Origin of the sequence: Bacillus sp. FSL K6-0268, assembly GCF_038005425.1 — a bacterium.
Classification (GTDB): Bacteria; Bacillota; Bacilli; order Bacillales; family Bacillaceae_G; genus Bacillus_A; species Bacillus_A thuringiensis_S.
The window spans coordinates 3,034,127-3,052,064 of record NZ_JBBOTF010000001.1 but is presented as its reverse complement, the minus strand read 5'-3'; the positions used below and the strand labels follow the sequence as shown (position 1 = coordinate 3,052,064).

Sequence of the window (17,938 nt, the reverse complement as noted above, 5' to 3'; positions counted from 1 at the left end):
ATGCTACAATGAAAACGAATTAAGGACCGGGGAGCCAATTGGCTGAGAGGATGTAAGTAAACATCGACCCTCAACCTGATCTGGATAATGCCAGCGTAGGGAGTTACTTAAAGTGATGTAGCATATGTTATTCTATAATAACTTGCATACAAGGCTTTCCTACGCAGTAGGAAAGCCTTTTCTTATTTTTGAAATTTAATTTTATAAGGGGGATTTTATTATGTCACAACAAGTTACAATGTCATTTTCAGTAGTACCACAAGCGAAAACGAAAGATGTATATTCTGTTGTCGATAAAGCAATTGAAGTTGTGCAACAATCGGGAGTTCGTTATGAAGTAGGGGCAATGGAAACAACTTTGGAAGGAGAATTAGATGTACTTCTTGATGTCGTTAAACGTGCACAACAAGCTTGCGTCGATGCTGGAGCAGAAGAAGTGATTACTTCTATTAAAATCCATTATCGTCCAAGCACTGGTGTAACGATAGATGAAAAGGTTTGGAAGTACCGTGATGAATATGCAAAACCAGAAGCAATCTAAACTTATTACAACTATTTGGCTTATCCTTCTCATTGCGATATGGGAAGGATCTGTTTCATTATTTAAAATCGAACCGTGGATTTTACCAAAGCCTTCTGCCATTGTTCAAGAATTAATTGGGATGAAAGATTTACTATTACCAAATACGATGCAAACACTGCAGGAAGTTATAATTGGACTATTCTTTGCAATTTTATTGGGGACGAGCATCGCAATTATTATGGACGTTATACCGTTATTTCGTATTTTAATAAATCCATTGCTCGTTATTTCGCAAACAATTCCAATTGTTGTACTTGCACCACTATTTATTATTTGGTTTGGATATGGGATGTTGCCGAAAGTAATGGTCGTAATACTCGTTTGTTTCTTCCCAATTGCGCTTAGTATTTTAGAAGGTTTTCAAACAGTAGATAAAAACATGTTGAAGCTGTTACAAACAATGAAGGCGACGAAATGGCAAGTTTACCAGAAAGTAAAATTTCCAGCAGTGCTTCCATACTTTTTCTCAGGCTTAAAAATTGCAGTTACATATAGCGTAATGGGGGCAATTATCGGAGAATGGCTCGGTGCAAGTGAAGGATTAGGCGTTATGCTTACGAGGGCTACAAAATCATTTTTGACTGCTCGAGTATTTGGTGTTGCAGCAATCATCGTTATGGTGACATTGTGCCTGTATTTTATCGTAGAGTTTATGGCAAGAATAACAGCACCATGGATATATAGAAAGGACGGCAGAAAATGAAAAAAGGTTTGAAAGTTATGTTAGCTGCCTTATTAGCGGTAGGTGTGGCTGGATGTAATCCGGCGAAGAAAGAAGAAAGTGCAAGTAAAGATCAAAAAGTAAAAGTAGTATTAGATTGGTTTCCAAATACGAATCATACTGGCTTATATGTAGCACAAACGAAAGATTATTACAAAAAGCAAGGATTAGATGTAGAAATTATTCAACCGGGTGACAATGTAACAGCAGAGCAAATGATAGCATCAGGAAAAGCAGACTTCGCAATAAGCGCACAAGAAAATGTAACATTAGCTCGTGTGGAAGGAATTCCTGTTGTATCTGTAGGAGCGATTATTCAGCATAACACTTCAGCGTTTGCATCGCTTAAGAAAGATAATATGACGTCACCGAAAGATTTTGAAGGTAAACGTTATGGCGGCTGGGGAGGACCAGCGGAAGAAGCGACATTAAAGACGATTATGGATAAGCATCAAGCTGATTTTAATAAAGTTGAAAAAATCATCTTAGGACAAACAGATTTCTTTAAATCAATCGGTCGTGATGCAGATTTCGAATGGATTTATTACGGTTGGGATGGTATTGAAGCGAAGCGCCAAGGAAAAGAGTTAAATACGATTATGGTGAAGGACTTAGATCCAGCGCTTGATTTCTATAGTCCTGTTATTATTACGAGTGAAAAACATACGAAGCAAGATAAAGACTTTGTGAAAAAGTTTATGAGTGCAACAACAGAAGGTTATAATTTTGCAATTAAGGAACCGAAAGAAGCTGCTGATATTCTAATTAAAGCTGTTCCAGATGTAAATAAAGATTTAGTTCAAGAAAGCCAGAAATGGTTAAGTACGAAGTATCAAGATGATGCGAAAGCATGGGGAGTACAGAAGGAAGAAATTTGGACGAATTACATGAATTTCTTATATGACAACAAAGTTATTAAAAAGAAAATCGATGTAAAAGATGCTTTTACAAATGAATTCCTTCCAAGTGAAAAATGAGCGGATTACAAATAAAAAATATAGTGAAATCTTTCGACGGAAAGAATGTATTAGAGAATATTAGTGCCTCTATACAAGAGGGAGAGTTTGTTTCCTTTGTAGGACCGAGTGGTTGCGGGAAAAGCACATTATTAAACATGATTGCAAATGTTGAAAAACCAACAAGCGGGAACGTAATGTATAAAGATAAGCAAGTACAAGAGCAAGATGTTGTTAGTTATATGCCACAACAAGATTTATTACTACCGTGGCGATCAGCTTTGCAAAATATCGTTCTTCCGTTAGAAATTGAAGGAAAGCCGAAAAAACAAAGGCTGACAGAAGGAATGGAAGCATTAAAGCAGTTCGAACTAGATGAATATGCAGACCATTATCCAGATGAATTGTCTGGTGGTATGCGTCAAAGAATTAGTTTTCTGCGCACATATTTATGTGAAAAGCCAATTATGCTGCTTGATGAGCCTTTTGGAAAGTTAGATGCATTTACAAAAATGGAAGTACATAGCTGGCTTTTAAACTCTTGGCATCAAGAGAAGCAAACAATCGTTATGGTTACACATGACTTAGATGAGGCAATCTTGCTTTCAGATCGCGTATTTATTTTATCTCAAAGACCAGCGTCAATTGTTGGCGAGGTACAAGTGAAATTACCTAGACCGAGAACGATGGATATGTTAACATCACTCGAATTAAAAAAGGATAAAGAAGAGATTTTAAGTGTGTTAGCTCCTTATATGAAAAAATAGAAAAAGCCTTTTAACAGTTGTTAGTATAATTACTGTTAAGAGGCTTTTTTTAGAATATGAAAAGATGGAGAAGGAACAAAAGGGAAAATAGAGAATAGAATATAACAGAGTAGTTTATACTCTTAATATAACAAATGTTAAAGGAGTGAAAGGATAAAATGACTTTATCAACTGTTCTTCAAATGGTTTTAGCTTGATATGGGAGAAGTCTGCCCATTTTTTAAGATTAAGCTAAATTGAAGACAGCAGGTAAAGAACCTTAATCCTTTTTTACGATAATATGTAATGGGTAAGGTGTATTCACCTTACCCATTTTTATATGCATAATTAAATAAGGATTCATACTGTTGGTCTCTCTATTTAGCTTATGGACGATAAGTAAAGGAGAGAAAAAAATGAGTATATTAACAGTAGAAAATTTAAGTCATTCGTATGGTGAGAAAACCATCTTATATAATGCATGCTTTCGATTATTAAAGGGGGAGCATGTTGGGTTAGTAGGGAAAAATGGGATTGGAAAATCAACACTGCTAAGAATTTTAACAGGAGAACTTATACATGATGATGGGAACATTGAATGGTTTCCACATGTAAAGGTTGGATTTTTGCAGCAGCATATAGATTTACAAGAAGGAATAACAATTGCAGGATACTTGCAAAGTGCATTTTCTAACTTGTATGCGATTGAATATGAAATGTTAAAAATTGCAGAAGAGATGGCTGAAGCAGTAGAAGTAGAAAAATTGTTAGTAAGGTATGGAGAGTTACAAACTATATTGGAAAACTCTAATTTCTATCAAATTCATACAGAAATTGAAGAAGTGGCAATTGGTTTAGGGCTGTTTGAAATAGGATTGGAAAAGGATGTTTCAAAGTTAAGTGGAGGACAGCGGACAAAGTTATTACTAGGAAAGCTTCTTCTAGAAAAAGCTGATGTTTTATTGCTAGATGAACCAACGAACTATTTAGATACAGCACATATAGAATGGTTGCAATCGTACTTGAAACTGTACGAAAAAGCTTATATTATCATTTCGCATGATGAAGTATTTTTGAACAATATTACGAATGTCATTTACCATCTAGAAGAACGAAAAGTTAAGCGATATGTAGGGGATTATGAAAAGTTTTTACAAAGTTACCAAGTACAAAGGAAACAATTACAATCGGCGTATGTGAAACAACAAAAAGAAATTGCTCAGTTAGAAACATTTATTCAAAAAAATAAGGTAACTACTCAGCCACCTTTCGGTGTCTTTTTTAAATTTTACTAGTTTCATATGCCTCCCATTTGTAAATACTGAGTATATCAAACAGGGGAGGTGAATCTTATGGTCGATCGAAAAATTATTTTAGATACATATAAAAAAGGACCTGAAGCTGTTATTTCTTTATTTGAAGAAACATTTTCTAAGTTAGAAAAACGTATACAAGAACTAGAAAATGCTTCAAAAAAAAACTCCAAAAATAGTCATAAGCCACCTTCTACAGATGGTTTGGGTAAGCCCGTTACAAAAAGTTTGCGCAAACCGTCTCATCGTCAAACGGGTGGCCAGTTGGGCCACAAGGGACATACTCTTGGTTTGACAGCGACTCCAGATCATACGATTACACATTCTCCTACATATTGTACTTGTTGTCATACTTCCTTGAACCACGAGCCTGTAAAAGGGTATCGCATTCGCCAAGTGTATGACTTACCACCTATTCAGATCGAAGTGACAGAACATAAAGTAGAACAGAAAGAATGCCCACATTGCCATTCTATCCAAGAAGCCCAATTTCCTTCGACAGTATCTCGTCCTGTTCAATATGGTCCAAATATAAAAAGACTGATTCCCTATTTAACGCATTATCAATGCATTTCTTTGAAGCGAACAAAAGAATTCTTTCAGGATTGTTTTGGACATTCTATAAGCGAAGGAACCCTGGTAAATCATACACAGGCTTTCGCTTCTCAATTGCAGCCATTCATAAAAGAAGTAAAGGAAAAGATTCTGCAGTCTCCTGTTGTCCATTTTGATGAAACTGGTATGCGTGTAGAAAACAAAACACAATGGTTACATACTGCCAGTACACCGGAGGTGACATTGCAACATATTCATCAAAAACGTGGAAAAGAAGCAATGGATGCTGGAGAAATCTTGCCATCTTTTTCTGGAATTGCGATGCATGATGGTTGGAAATCGTATGATGCGTATACAGATTGTCGTCACGTTTTATGTAATGCCCATCTCTTACGAGATTTACAAGGAATTATAGATAGTACTGGAGAACAATGGGCACAACAGATGCAGAAATTTCTAACGCAAGCGTTGACGATGAAAAAGCAATCCGAAGGTACCATGCCAAAAGCGACGCAAAAGAATCTGTTTATTATGTATCAATCCATATTGAAAGAACAACAGATTCTTTCCACGAAACAAAAGAAGAAAGGAAAGCAGACGCCTTCTCAAAATTTATGGAATCGCTTCGTCAAGTATTCTGACAGAATTCTAGCGTTTTTAGAACATCCAGCCATTCCATTTGATAACAATCAAGCAGAACGGGATATTCGGATGACGAAAGTAAAACAGAAAGTGTCTGGGACTTTCCGAAGTAAGAAAGGCGCAGAATCTTTTTGTCAGATACGAAGCTTTATGAGTACCATGAAAAAACAAAAACAATCGGTCTTACAAGCGATAAACCAAGTCATAGAAACTAGAACGGTTCCTTGGAATAACACGACTTCATAAGAGAATTTCTCTATTTGGCATAGATTCTTTCTCTGATTGGAGTATTTTCTTTTCATGTTTTCGAATCGGAAACATGTATTTGGCCTGTTTTTTTATTTGAAGAAGCTGAGTAGTTACAAAATAAGATTCGAAAAGCAAAACAGGCAAAAAGTCGAGAGAAAGTATTGGAGAAAATGCAAAGGGTTGAAAAGGTTAATAATATACCTCGGTCCCGTTTTGCTTTTACTGTTTATAATGAACCAGTAAGTCGTATATTACAGGCTGAGAAACTAAGAGTGGGTTATAGTGAGCCGTTATTTCCAGGCTTGAATTTACAAGTGAAAAAAGGAGAAAAGATAGCTGTTGTTGGTCATAACGGTATTGGAAAAACGACAATGTTAAAGACGTTATTAGGTCAAATAAAGCCGCTAAGCGGTTCAATTTTTGTTGGGGAACGAGTAAATCCTGCTTATTTTGCACAGGAAGAGTTTGCTTCAGAAATAACACCATTAGAGAAAGTTTGGGCAGAGCGACCAGATATGACAAAGAAAGAAGTGCGCCAAGCATTAGCGAAGTGTGGATTGAAAGAAGAACATGTATTAAAACCTATTCATTTATTAAGCGGTGGAGAGCAAACGAAAGTGCGTTTATGTGAACTCATCGCAACGAAAAGCAATGTTTTAATTTTAGACGAACCGACTAATCATTTGGATGTAGAAACTAAGATGGCTTTAAAAGAAGCGTTACAACAATATAAAGGAACGGTTTTAATTGTCTCACATGAACCTTCTTTCTATGAATCGTGGATAACAAAAGTATGGAATATAGAAGAGTGGAATGCTGAACAATATGAATAAAGAAAAGACATTAGCTTTTATGAGCTAATGTCTTTTCTTTGTGATTAACATGATTTTCGAGAACTCTTACATGAGAATTGTATGAAGAAGCACTCTTATGGTGCGCTTATAAGCGTGCTTTTTCTTTTGTTATATTTATAATAATACGAAAGCCTTTCCCTAACAGGTGACTATCTTTCTTTATATATATAGATAGTTCAAAGTGGAATGAAAATAATTCCTATATGTAAAGAATAATGTGGATATTATAGGAAGACAATGGAAATTAAAGGAAATTCATGTAAAATTCAAATTAACTTCATATCAACTTCATATTAGAAATTAATTATAATAGGTTATTGTGATGCTTTTTATTTTTCATAAAATTAAAAGTTTGAATTTAGGAGGTATTGCTCAAACCTAAATTCAAACTTTAGTGAAATAATTAATGGATATTACGTCTAGTTTTCGCTAATGACGGCATTTAAAAGTTCGGCAGGATTACCTGTTCCTGCACCACCAATTGTAATAGATCCGCCAGGAGGAATTTCGCCATTCCATCCTGCGTTCGTAATTACATAATGATTATTTGTTTTACTATTAATTTTAGAATCCCAAACTTGTGTTAAATTGCCGCTATAATCAAATTCTAATTTCCAATTTTTAATAGGGGTCGTTCCATTATTTTTGATTATAATCGAGAAGTTATAACCGCTGCCCCAATTCGAAGTGACTGAAAATGTAGCAGTGCCATTTCCATCAGGAGGTGTCGTATTAGCTTCATCTGTTTTGACAGTAAGAGCGGTAGGTTGTGATTTATTTCCAGTAGCATCTTTGGCAATTACTGAAAATGTGTATTCCGTATTAGGTTTTAAGTTTTTAATTGTAATGCTATTTGTTGTTGCACTCCATTTTTCTTCTCCGGCAGTAATTTCGTATTCAGTAACGCCTACGTTATCAGTGGATGCAGTCCAACTTAATTGAACTGAGCTTGAATTTTTATTCGTAACTACAATATTTTTAACATTTGTTGGTGGCTCAGTATCTTTTTGACTAATAGGTCCACCAAGTAATTCTTTTACTAGCGTATCAAGTAATTTTGGACCACTACAACTATATTTTGGACTTGTACGGCAATCCCCGCTTAGTTCCCAAAACATTGCTCCACTTAAACCCTTCGTCTTTATATAGTCTGTTTTATATTCCATAGATTCATTGTCATCGTAGCTAATAAATGTGCCTGTAGTCGCATTATATAAGTAAGGTACTTTAGCTGTGTCATTCCAGTAGCGTACAAAACCATTTTTATTAACGTAATTGGCTGCTAAATCACCGTAATCATACACACCTGTGTCACCGGTAGAATAATCATCCCAAGTACCTTTAGAAGCAAGTTTCCCATCACTACCTGGTTTGCAAGGTTGATATTGTCCGTTATTTTCTTTTCCACAACTTTTCCAGCCACGTCCGTAAAAAGGTACGCCTAATACTAGTTTATCCACTGGAACACCTTCATTGGTATAAACGTCTATAGCACCATCTACGTAAAAATTCGTATTTGCTGCTGGGTCATTTGGATCCTTGTATAGAGCTGCATTATGATTAGAAGTAGCTTCCCATCCACCGTGGAAATCATATGTCATAATATTAATCCAATCGAGTATTTGAGAAATTTTCTTTAGCTCTGTATGATCAGCGTAGCGTTGACTTGCACCTGACGCGATTGTTAGTAAATATTGTTTGCCATCTTCAGCACCTGCTTTATTCAAAGCATTTCGGACGTCTTGAAGAAGAAGAGTGAAATTTTGTTTATCTTCAGGACGATAACTACCACCAGGAATTGTTTCAACGCCCGGATATTCCCAGTCTAAATCTACGCCATCAAATCCATATGCGCGAAGAAAAGCTACTGTAGATTCGGCAAATACTTTTCTTGTCTTTTCATCAGCGGCCATATCAGAAAAGCGGTTAGACCAAGTCCAGCCACCAACGGAAATTATTGTTTTTAAATGAGGATATTTAGCTTTTAATCGTTTTAGTTCTCCGAAATTTCCGCAACGGGCATATTTATCGCAATCTTCCCAAGTTGTACCTGAGCCAGGATACGATTTGGTAACATCAGCCCATGGTTCACCGAGTACGAGAGTACCATTAGGAACCTCTTTATTTTGCAATGGTACACCAGATTCTTTACAGTTCCACGTTTGTTTATTTGGATTATCCGGATGGGTAGAAGGATTTCCATGTTTTCCATTCCAACAAATATCCGCGAAAGCATAGTTAAGGTGAGTAAGTTTTGATGCATCAATGTCAGCAACTTGATAATTACGTCCGTAAACGCCCCACGAAGGAAAGTACCCAACAATTTTTTGACTTTGCTTTGGTGAATCTGCTAATGCGAGATTTGGAGTAATAAAATTTGTGAGAAAAAGAGGTAAGAAAAGTAGTAGAGATAGTAATAGCAGTGTGAATTTTTGAGACCTCATAGCCATTTCTCCTTTCAAAATAAAAGATATATTTAAAGGCATACGCCAATAAATCAAAATGAATCTAGACGTATGAAACGTCTAGATAAAATGATCAGACATCACGAAGTCTATACAAGGGAGCTGGGGGTGATTAAATCGTAACAAATGTAAGATTTAGTGTAAACGCTTTATTAAGTTGAAAAAGACTTTCTCAATACAAAAAGGCTTGAATACAAACTATATATGAAAACGAAAGGTCGGTATGGGAGGAAATAGCTCATTATAAATAAATTTGAGAAAAAATTGTATGGAGCCAATTATTAAAGACGTAGAAAGATAAGGAAATATCATGTAAAATAATAGTAAAAATATGTAAAGGAGGGAATAGTGTGGATGTGTTTTTGAACATTGCTGAAGAAAAAATTCGCCAAGCAATACGGAATGGTGATCTTGATTATCTTCCGGGAAAAGGAAAACCACTACAATTAGAAGATTTTTCAATGGTACCTCCAGAACTTAGAATGAGTTATAAAATTTTAAAAAATGCGGGAATGATTCCACCAGAGATGGAACTACAAAAAGATATATTAAAAATAGAGGATCTAATTGCCTGCTGTTATGATGAAGAAGAGAGAAAGAAATTACGAGAAGAGTTAACAATAAAAACGTTACGTTTTCAGCAGGTAATGGAAAAGAGAAAGATTAAAGATAGTTCAGCTTTTCGTATGTATCAAGACAAAGTATTTCGTAAATTACGCTAAGAGGGATAAGATGACTACATTTAAAACGATAGAAGAAATAGCGACCTATATCGAAGAACAACAATTGGTACTTCTGTTTATTAAAACGGAAAATTGTGGTGTTTGTGATGTTATGCTAAGAAAAGTAAATTGCGTATTAGAGAATTATGATTACGTAGAGAAAATAGAGATATTACTACAAGACATGCAAGAGATTGCGGGGCGATATGCCGTATTTACAGGACCGACAATTTTATTATTTTATAATGGAAAAGAGATCCTTCGAGAATCGCGCTTCATTTCACTTGAAAATCTAGAGAGAACCATTCAATTATTCGAGGAATAAGGGAGGCTTTTATATGGAATTTATTATCGTCATACTATTATTTGTTGTAGTTGGAATAATCGTAACAGCAGTTCGATCGAACAAAAAGAAGGTAAATCTTACAAAACAAAATAACATCCATAATTCATCTAACAGCTCATCACCATTATTTTTCTTTGCTGGATCTGATAATGATAGCTCGCATGATGGCGGTTCACATGATTGTGGAGGGTCTTTTGGGGGAGATAGCGGGGGAAGCTGCGGTGGTGGTGATTGATGAAAATGCGCCTTATATAGGCGTATTTCTTTTTAAACAAACGTTTGATTAGTTGGCTTACATATGCATAAACACAGTTAAACAAACGTTTGATTAATATTTTTAACATACTAAGGGGAATGGAAATGAAAAGGGAACCGAGAGTGAAAAATAAGGGGAAAGTAGTGTTATTTTTATTAGCTGCGGGAGGCGTATTTCTTGTTAAATTAACATTTAAATTTGGAACAATACATATGATTCGAACTTGGTTTGAAAGTACATTTTCTTAAATAAGGAATATAGCCTCTTGCGATAGAGGTTTTTGATTTGTTATTATTAGACTGAACGGTCGGTTTAAAGAGGTGTGAATATGAGAAGAAGCGCAGAAGAGATAAAGAAAGAAATTGCATATAAAGCAGAAAGTCTATTTTCACAGAAGGGCTACGCAGCTACATCTATGGAAGAGATTTGTGAAATTACAGAGCGAAGTAAAGGAAGTATTTATTATCACTTTAAAAGTAAAGAAGAATTATTTTTATTTGTAGTGAAACAGCATACGTATGATTGGGTTGAAAAATGGAATGAAAAAGAGAAGTTGTATAGTACTAGTACTGAAAAACTATATGGTCTCGCGGAATATCATGTAGAGGACATACAGCAACCAATTTCAAATGCAATAGAGGAATTCTCTATGAGCCAAGTTGTAAGTAAAGAGATTCTGGATGAACTGTTAGCTTTAACTAGAGAATCATATGTTATGTTTGAAAAATTAATTGAAGCAGGTATACAGTCTGGAGAGTTCCGTGAAGATAATACTCGTGATCTTATGTATATTGTGAACGGATTATTATCAGGGCTTGGAGTACTTTACTACGAGTTAGATTATAAAGAGCTGAAACGTATTTATAAAAAGGCAATAGATGTATTGTTAAAAGGAATGGCAGCTGAATAATAAGTCAGTTGCTTTTCTTACAAAACAAATTAGACCGAACGGTCGGTTTATGGAAGGGGAATGAAAGTGAAAGCTTTATTTAAAAACCGAGCATTTATGCTCGTTATGGCATCTGATATTTTACAACAATTTGCAATTTGGATCAGAAATATGGCTCTTTTATATTTCATAATGGAGCGGACAAATAATGATCCAGTTTCAGTGTCTCTATTATCTGTCATGGAGTATGCACCTATCTTTATTTTCTCGTTCATTGGTGGTGCATTAGCAGATCGCTGGAATCCGAAAAGAACAATGGTCGCTGGAGATGTGTTGAGTGTACTGTCTATTATAGGAATTGTCCTGTTGTTAAAGCTGGATTATTGGCAGGCTATATTTTTTGCAACACTCATTTCCGCGATTGTAGGTCAGTTTTCTCAGCCCTCATCTTCGCGTATATTTAAGCGCTATGTAAAAGAAGAAGAGGTAGCAAATGCGATTGCATTTAACCAAACATTACAGTCATTATTTCTAATTTTTGGGCCAGTGGTAGGATCGCTTGTGTATACACAACTTGGTTTATTTACGTCACTATATAGCTTAATCATTTTATTTTTGTTATCTGCTATCGCCCTTTCATTTTTACCAAAATGGGTTGAAAAAGAGAAAGTGGCAAGAGATTCATTAAAAAATGATATAAAAGAAGGATGGAAATACGTTCTTCACACGAAAAATTTACGTATGATTACGATCACTTTTACTATTATGGGTTTAGCTGTTGGATTAACGAATCCATTAGAAGTATTCCTTGTAATTGAACGTTTAGGCATGGAAAAAGAAGCTGTTCAATATTTAGCAGCAGCTGATGGAATAGGTATGTTAATCGGTGGTATTGTTGCTGCAGTTTTCGCTTCAAAAGTGAATCCGAAAAAGATGTTCGTATTCGGTATGAGCATATTAGCGATGTCATTTTTAGTAGAAGGGCTATCTACATCATTTTGGATTACTAGTTTCATGAGATTTGGAACAGGTATTTGTTTAGCTTGTGTTAATATCGTTGTCGGTACGCTTATGATTCAACTTGTACCAGAAAATATGGTTGGAAGAGTAAACGGGACGATTTTACCACTGTTTATGGGGGCAATGCTAATTGGAACTTCACTAGCTGGAGGATTAAAGGAACTAACTTCACTAGTTATTGTGTTTTGTATAGCAATGGCACTTGTTTTATTAGCGATAGGGCCAGTTCTACGTATGCAAATAAAGAAAGAAGATGTCGTTAATAAAGAGAAACTAACAAATTCGTTAGCTTCGAAATAACTATTTTAAGGGAGCAAAATTGCTCCCTTTTTCTTTGAGGAACTTTTGACAACTATATGAGCCAATTATATACTGATGTTGTAAAAACGATTTTACAGGTTAGGAGCAATGGTGTGAAAAATCAAATCTATGAATTACGCACTGAAAATAATATTTCACAAGGCGCATTAGCTGATAAATGCAAGGTTTCTAGACAGACGATAAATGCAATTGAGAATAATAAATATGATCCAAGCTTAGCGTTAGCATTCCGTTTAGCTGAAGTATTAGGAACAACTGTTGATAAATTATTTTTGTACAAGCAGTAGAGTCGTTTATTATAAGGCGCACCGTTAAAAATAAAAAAGATCCTCTTCTCATGAGAAGAGGATCTTTTCTTATAGTGTTTTAGTCTTTGGACTAGTTGGTGTAACGGATGTATTATTTTCTGGAACTCTAGTTAATAAGAATCCACCGATAATAAACAGAACAATAATACTAAGAACACCAGCGTTTGTTTTTCCTGTTAATTGCGTTGTAACACCGACTAATACCGGGCCCATAATTGCGGCGAACTTACCAAAGATATTATAAAATCCGAAGAATTCATTAGCAGATTCTTTTGGTACTAGTTTTGCAAAGTATGAACGACTTAGTGCTTGAATACCACCTTGAGATGTAGCAACTAACATTGCTAAAATCCAAAAATCAAGTGTCGTTTTTAAGAAATAAGCATATATGCAAATGATGATATAAATAATGATACCGACATATAGCATTTTTTTACCTGTAAATGTTGCTGATAATTTTCCATATAATAAAGCAAATGGACAAGCGACAATTTGTGTTACAAATAATATGATTAATAGATTCGTTGCACTGATACCGAGATCTGTTCCGTAAGCGGTGGACATGGTAATAATTGTATCGACCCCATCAATATAGAAAAAGTAAGCGATTAGGAACATGAATACAGTTTTATATTCTTTAATATTTTTAAAAGTAGCAGCAAGGCGTTTGAAGCTCATTGTAATTGGTCTAGGGTGACGTTCAATATAGTGCTTTTGCTCTACGTTTTTTAGCATTGGAATCGTAAATAACCCCCACCAAAGAGCTGTTATCGCAAATGAAATTTGACTAGCAATACCAACAGATAAAGGGATAGTTCCTTTTTGAGAAAGAATAATAAGAGCGATACAACCGATGAAAGGAATAGTACTCCCAATATAGCCTAATGCGAAACCTCGCGTAGAAATTCGATCCATTCTATCTTCAGAAGTGACATCTACTAAAAATGCATCATAAAAAATGTTTGCTCCAGCAAAACCGACTAAGGCGAGCATATAGCATCCTAATAATAAGTACCACTGAGATGTTGGAACGACTGCTAACATACTTGTAAATACGATACCGAGTCCAAAGAAGAATGTGAAAAATCGTTTTTTAAATCCTTTATAATCAGCAACTGTGCCGAGAATAGGAGCAAGTATAGAAATTAAAAGTGTAGCGAACGAGTTTGCATATCCCCAATATGCTGTTGAAGTTGCCCCGGATAGTCCAGCTTCTTTTGCAGCTGCTTTAAAGTAAATTGGAAATAATGCAGTTGTAATGACGAGCGAATATACCGAGTTCGCCCAATCGTATAATATCCAGCTTTTTTCTTGTCTGGACATTTTTTTCATATAATGTTCCCCCTTAAATTTGTTTTACTAACAGTGTACAAAAATAAAAATTATAAAAAGAGAAACAGTGATGAATTTTACATAACTTTTACATATATACACAGTTCTTTACAATTGGAGTAAATCCTCTACAATTGCTCCGTCTGTTTCGCCTAAGTGTAAACCGAGTAGTCTAGCGATAGTTGGACCTTCATCAATAAGTCTCATATACGGGACGGTAACGCCGGTTTTTATTCCTTTTCCAGCAGCGATAAAAATTGTTTCATAGTTAGGTTTTGTTGGAGAGTATCCATGCGTACCAAATGTATATTTTTTACTAGGCGTAACATCTTTTTCAGTAATTTCTTTTATAAAATCTCCTGTATAGTTTTCAGTGAAATAATACCCCTCTTGCGCTTCTAACATAAATAAACAATTACCATCTGCACCGCAGTCTTTCGCAGCTTCATCATGAAGTATAAATTCAATTCCATTCTGTTTATTTTGCAGCAGTTCTTCAAGGAGTAGTTGTACTTCTCGAATTGTATCCGTATCATTTTTGTCTTTCACATATACATAGGCAGAGCCATCACAACTTTGGCAATAGGCTTTCCAGTCTACTAATTTGCCTTTTTTATTAAGAGATATAAGTCCTCTTTGATGGAATAGCACATTTAATTGGATGGATTTGTTTTCACTTAAAGCGCTATGATCACCAAGGGCAATAATTGTACTTTCTTCGTATAGATCACTGTCTTTTAAAGTTTGAATAATTTTCCCTAGCCGCTCATCATGTCTATGAATTGCAGCTATTGTTTCGTTAGATTCAAAGCCATGATAATGTCTTTGCGTGTCTAAATCAGTGAAATGTACGAACATAACATTAGGCTTTTTCGTCTGAATGGTGTGTACAGCAGAGGCGAGGACGAAATCATCCAGCTCTGGTTGTGATAAACCATTTCTTATATGGCCGAAACGACGATTTAAATCTAATTGGTATAGTGGGCTACCGCTAAATAAGGAAACTAACACTTGATTTTGCCACGGTCTATTGGGGAAAATTTCTGGTAAATTGTAATCAATGTTTGCTCTCCCAGTAACAGGCCATAGAAGGGCAGCTGTCGTTAAATTTGCTTTACGCGCTTCATCATACAATGTTGTTCCTTTTATCGATTTTCGGTACCAATGCCAATCAGGTGATTCACGTCCTGGTTGAAGTAACGTATTACTAACAACACCGTGCTTGTTAGGATAATTACCGGTTACGATTGTTGAGTGGCTTGGATATGTTACAGAAGGATAAATTGGTTCTACTTTTTCGACAACCGTGCCCTTTTTTATTAGAGATTGGAAATGAGGTAGTTTTTGTAGTATAGGAAAATCTAAAGCTGATAAACAGTCGAATGATAAAATAATGACACGATTCGTTAATGCTTTATCGATAAAGTAATCCTCCTAATTATATAAAACCTATTCTTATATATTACTATTAATACCTAGTAATAAAAATATGTTTTCGAATAAAATTTATTGTTTATTTTCAGAAAAATTAAACATATAATAAGTATAAGGGAATCTACGGACGGAGGGAATAGTATGGACTGGTTAGATGGATTCGGTATATTTTACATCATTGGTGGCATCACAATTCTCCTTGTATTTGCTATTTCATATTTACTAAAGAAACGTTTTCCAGACAAACAGTTTGATATTATATTTGCACTGATTGTAATACTTCTTTGCTTAGCATCATTTCCTGTTACCATGATGGTTATTGGTGGGTGGGAAGGAATGGGATATGGATTTATTGGTTTCTTCGTTCTACTAGGTACACTTATTGGTATGATTGCACATCAACTTGTAAAAATCTCTCGAAAAAGCTACGTATAAAACTGTAAAAAACGAAAAGAATATATAATAATAAGAAAATTAGCTATTGTTTTAAAAAAGAATTTGTATTATGATAATCAACAAATTTATTTCATTATAACGATGAAAAAGGACTAGTACATGTTCAACCTTTTTAGCAGAGAGAGAATCCGCCAGGCTGAAAGATTCTTAAAAAGGCAATATGGAACCTGCCTTTGAGTTCTGCATATGCAGCGGGAATTTCCCGTTATCAAGAAGAGAGCATATACAATTTTTGTGTATGAATCAGGGTGGTAACGCCGGCAAAGCTCGGTCCCTATTTAGGGACGCGGGCTTTTTTGTATTTTCTGGAAGAAGGAGGAAGACTGACTATGGCAAAAGAACAAGTGCAAGCCATTACGAAGATGGAAGAGGACTTTGCGCAGTGGTATACCGATATTGTAAAAAAAGCCGAACTGGTTGATTATTCAAGTGTAAAAGGGTGCATGATTTTACGTCCATATGGTTATGCCTTATGGGAGAATATGCAGAAGGTGATGGATGAGAAGCTAAAAGAAACTGGCCATGAAAATGTATATATGCCAATGTTTATCCCAGAGAGTTTATTGCAAAAAGAGAAGGATCATGTTGAAGGGTTTGCTCCTGAAGTAGCATGGGTTACGCATGGCGGAGATGAAAAGTTAGCGGAAAGACTTTGTGTACGTCCTACATCTGAAACTTTATTCTGTGAGCATTTTTCAAAAATTGTGCAATCCTATAATGATTTGCCAAAATTATACAACCAGTGGTGTTCAGTAGTTCGTTGGGAGAAGACAACTAGGCCATTCCTTCGTACGACAGAATTTTTATGGCAAGAGGGTCATACAATCCATGAAACAGCAGAAGAATCGCAGGCTGAAACATTAAATATTTTAAACTTATATGCTTCTTTCTGTGAGGATTATTTAGCGATACCAGTTATTAAAGGACAAAAAACAGAAAAAGAGAAGTTTGCTGGAGCAAAGGCAACTTATACAATTGAAAGCTTAATGCATGATGGGAAAGCACTTCAAACAGGAACATCCCATAACTTTGGAACGAATTTCTCTGAAGCATTTGATATTAAATTTTTAGATCGTAACGGTAAGTGGCAATATGTACACCAAACATCTTGGGGTGTATCAACAAGAATGATAGGTGGGCTAATTATGGTTCATAGCGATAATAATGGACTTGTAATGCCACCAAAAGTTGCTCCAGTGCAAGTTGTTATCGTACCAATTGCTCAGCATAAAGAAGGAGTTTTAGCGAAAGCAACAGAGTTACAAGGACATATTCAAAAAGTTGCACGCGTGAAAATAGATGCTAGTAATAAAACACCGGGCTGGAAATTTAATGAGTATGAAATGAAGGGCATTCCAATTCGATTAGAAGTTGGGCCTAAAGATATTGAAAAGAATCAAGTTGTACTTGTAAGAAGAGATACGAAAGAAAAAGAATTTATATCAATGGATCAATTAGAAGAACGTATTCCAGCACTACTTGAGGAAATTCATGACTCTTTATTTAATAAGGCAAAAGTATTTCGCGATGAGAATACGTATAGTGCGACGAATTTTGAAGAGATGAAACAAGTAGCTGATGAAAAGCAAGGATTTATTAAGGCAATGTGGTGCGGAGAATTAGCTTGTGAAGAGAAACTAAAAGAAGAAGTTGGAGTATCTTCACGTTGTATGCCTTTTGAGCAAGAGCATTTAGCTGACGAATGTATTTGTTGTGGTAAAGAAGCTAAACAAATGGTGTATTGGGGAAAAGCGTATTAATAATCCTTCT

17 protein-coding genes, 2 pseudogenes, 1 riboswitch and 1 other annotated feature are annotated in these 17,938 nt (G+C 35.3%); of the genes and pseudogenes, 16 read left to right on the top strand and 3 right to left on the bottom strand.

What is annotated here, in order from left to right; genetic code table 11:
* Positions 1 to 17 precede the first annotated feature (17 nt).
* Positions 18 to 119: riboswitch (TPP riboswitch) on the top strand.
* A 101-nt stretch (positions 120 to 220) separates the two neighbouring features.
* From MHI28_RS15720 to MHI28_RS15690, 7 genes and pseudogenes are all read left to right on the top strand, one after another.
* The gene (locus MHI28_RS15720) at positions 221 to 541 is read left to right on the top strand and encodes an MTH1187 family thiamine-binding protein (protein WP_000082906.1); all 321 of its coding nucleotides are present in this window, start codon (positions 221 to 223) and stop codon (positions 539 to 541) included.
* Positions 513 to 1,286, top strand: coding sequence for an ABC transporter permease (locus MHI28_RS15715; protein ID WP_001057166.1), 774 nt, complete (start codon positions 513 to 515; stop codon positions 1,284 to 1,286). Before MHI28_RS15720 ends, MHI28_RS15715 begins: the two co-directional genes overlap by 29 nt.
* Positions 1,283 to 2,281, top strand: a complete 999-nt coding sequence (locus tag MHI28_RS15710) for an ABC transporter substrate-binding protein (RefSeq protein ID WP_000715556.1) — start codon at positions 1,283 to 1,285, stop codon at positions 2,279 to 2,281. The genes MHI28_RS15715 and MHI28_RS15710 overlap by 4 nt, the downstream gene beginning before the upstream one ends.
* Positions 2,278 to 3,027, top strand: a complete 750-nt coding sequence (locus MHI28_RS15705; protein ID WP_000016079.1) for an ABC transporter ATP-binding protein — start codon at positions 2,278 to 2,280, stop codon at positions 3,025 to 3,027. Before MHI28_RS15710 ends, MHI28_RS15705 begins: the two co-directional genes overlap by 4 nt.
* Before the next feature lie 395 nt (positions 3,028 to 3,422).
* Positions 3,423 to 4,259: pseudogene (locus MHI28_RS15700) on the top strand (ATP-binding cassette domain-containing protein); the annotation flags it as partial.
* A gap of 99 nt (positions 4,260 to 4,358) precedes the next feature.
* Positions 4,359 to 5,762, top strand: coding sequence for an IS66 family transposase (gene tnpC, locus MHI28_RS15695; RefSeq protein ID WP_100910632.1), 1,404 nt, complete (start codon positions 4,359 to 4,361; stop codon positions 5,760 to 5,762).
* Between the two features lie 116 nt (positions 5,763 to 5,878).
* Positions 5,879 to 6,598, top strand: a pseudogene (locus MHI28_RS15690) (ATP-binding cassette domain-containing protein); the annotation flags it as partial.
* Positions 6,599 to 7,038: 440 nt separating this feature from the next.
* Here MHI28_RS15690 and MHI28_RS15685 read toward each other — a convergent pair.
* Positions 7,039 to 9,063: a glycosyl hydrolase family 18 protein gene (locus MHI28_RS15685; protein WP_001257482.1), complete on the bottom strand. Its 2,025-nt coding sequence runs from the start codon at positions 9,061 to 9,063 to the stop codon at positions 7,039 to 7,041.
* 371 nt (positions 9,064 to 9,434) lie between these two features.
* On the opposite strand from MHI28_RS15685, the gene MHI28_RS15680 reads away from it, so the two are divergent.
* The 7 genes from MHI28_RS15680 to MHI28_RS15650 all read left to right on the top strand — a co-directional run bounded on the left by MHI28_RS15680 (position 9,435) and on the right by MHI28_RS15650 (position 12,925).
* Positions 9,435 to 9,806, top strand: a complete 372-nt coding sequence (locus MHI28_RS15680; RefSeq protein ID WP_000382370.1) for a DnaJ family domain-containing protein — start codon at positions 9,435 to 9,437, stop codon at positions 9,804 to 9,806.
* A gap of 10 nt (positions 9,807 to 9,816) precedes the next feature.
* Positions 9,817 to 10,131 (top strand): thioredoxin family protein, encoded by a 315-nt coding sequence (locus MHI28_RS15675; protein WP_000206513.1) that lies wholly within the window; start codon positions 9,817 to 9,819, stop codon positions 10,129 to 10,131.
* 13 nt (positions 10,132 to 10,144) lie between these two features.
* Positions 10,145 to 10,387, top strand: a complete 243-nt coding sequence (locus MHI28_RS15670) for a hypothetical protein (protein ID WP_000394363.1) — start codon at positions 10,145 to 10,147, stop codon at positions 10,385 to 10,387.
* Positions 10,388 to 10,512: 125 nt separating this feature from the next.
* Positions 10,513 to 10,656 (top strand): hypothetical protein, encoded by a 144-nt coding sequence (locus tag MHI28_RS15665; RefSeq protein WP_000817987.1) that lies wholly within the window; start codon positions 10,513 to 10,515, stop codon positions 10,654 to 10,656.
* 80 nt (positions 10,657 to 10,736) lie between these two features.
* A complete protein-coding gene (locus MHI28_RS15660) occupies positions 10,737 to 11,318 on the top strand; it encodes a TetR/AcrR family transcriptional regulator (RefSeq protein ID WP_001254448.1) in 582 nt (193 codons plus the stop codon).
* 66 nt (positions 11,319 to 11,384) lie between these two features.
* Complete coding sequence (locus MHI28_RS15655; protein WP_000645357.1) at positions 11,385 to 12,617, top strand: MFS transporter; 1,233 nt, start codon at positions 11,385 to 11,387, stop codon at positions 12,615 to 12,617.
* Positions 12,618 to 12,673: 56 nt separating this feature from the next.
* A complete protein-coding gene (locus tag MHI28_RS15650) occupies positions 12,674 to 12,925 on the top strand; it encodes a helix-turn-helix transcriptional regulator (RefSeq protein ID WP_002023181.1) in 252 nt (83 codons plus the stop codon).
* Between the two features lie 69 nt (positions 12,926 to 12,994).
* Here the strand turns inward: MHI28_RS15650 and MHI28_RS15645 are convergent, their stop codons facing one another.
* Together MHI28_RS15645 and MHI28_RS15640 are read right to left on the bottom strand one after the other, a co-directional pair.
* Positions 12,995 to 14,278, bottom strand: coding sequence for an MFS transporter (locus MHI28_RS15645; protein ID WP_000738826.1), 1,284 nt, complete (start codon positions 14,276 to 14,278; stop codon positions 12,995 to 12,997).
* Positions 14,279 to 14,386: 108 nt separating this feature from the next.
* Positions 14,387 to 15,700 carry an alkaline phosphatase family protein gene (locus MHI28_RS15640; RefSeq protein ID WP_000356443.1) on the bottom strand — a complete coding sequence of 438 codons (1,314 nt, stop codon included), beginning with the start codon at positions 15,698 to 15,700 and terminating at the stop codon, positions 14,387 to 14,389.
* A 153-nt stretch (positions 15,701 to 15,853) separates the two neighbouring features.
* Here MHI28_RS15640 and MHI28_RS15635 point away from each other — a divergent pair, with 153 nt between their 5' ends.
* Positions 15,854 to 16,147 (top strand): YesK-like family protein, encoded by a 294-nt coding sequence (locus MHI28_RS15635; protein ID WP_000383860.1) that lies wholly within the window; start codon positions 15,854 to 15,856, stop codon positions 16,145 to 16,147.
* A gap of 93 nt (positions 16,148 to 16,240) precedes the next feature.
* Positions 16,241 to 16,447, top strand: a binding site (T-box leader).
* A gap of 50 nt (positions 16,448 to 16,497) precedes the next feature.
* Complete coding sequence (proS, locus tag MHI28_RS15630; protein WP_001040982.1) at positions 16,498 to 17,928, top strand: proline--tRNA ligase; 1,431 nt, start codon at positions 16,498 to 16,500, stop codon at positions 17,926 to 17,928.
* Positions 17,929 to 17,938: the final 10 nt, after the last annotated feature.